This window comes from Vibrio sp. 1727, from assembly GCF_033344415.1.
GTDB classification, from domain to species: Bacteria; Pseudomonadota; Gammaproteobacteria; order Enterobacterales; family Vibrionaceae; genus Vibrio; species Vibrio alginolyticus.
This window is the reverse complement of sequence record NZ_JAWPOT010000577.1, coordinates 1-543: the sequence shown is the minus strand read 5'-3', so window position 1 is coordinate 543 and position 543 is coordinate 1. Positions and strand designations below refer to the sequence as shown.

Below are 543 nucleotides of genomic sequence, written 5' to 3'. Positions count from 1 at the left end.
ATCGAACAACGCAAATCAATCACAGGTACGGCCTCACCTCGAAGAGAAGCAACACCACGGATGTTGTAGTGTGAGCCAGGCAGCTTAGTCAACGGCGGAAGCTTTATCACCTCTTTCACTTTGAACACATTAATCGCAAATAACTGACGACTGTTTAACGTGAACAGCAAAAGTTCCAGTCGGTTTTCACCCACTAAGTTCGTACGCTGATCAACCGTATTTAAAACTCCGGACATACTACTACCTAAATTCTGAACGATTATTTTTCACTCTTTATTGGAAACCTTGCTGAGAATACAAGGCGACGTTTTTTAATGAGTGTATAGATATCTAAGTAAACTCAATACGTTAGCTTGATACGTTTAACATCATGAGCCAAATTAGATATAAGTGCAAATTACATCAATGACGTGCACATAGCAATGCACTGCTGCTCAGATTCGTCATTTGATGGCTTTTTAAGATCAAAAAAGGGTGCGCTCTTGAGCCACACCCTAAATCAAATTAAAGATAGAAAGAAGTGATTAACCTTCCACCACCTTC

The 543-nt window shown here is 40.0% G+C and carries 1 protein-coding gene; it reads right to left on the bottom strand.

The genetic code is table 11. From position 1 onward, the window contains the following. Window positions 1-236: chemotaxis protein CheW (locus R8O10_RS27030; RefSeq protein WP_318192201.1), on the bottom strand; the 236-nt coding region annotated here is incomplete at its 3' end. Between the last annotated feature and the right edge of the window lie 307 nt (window positions 237-543).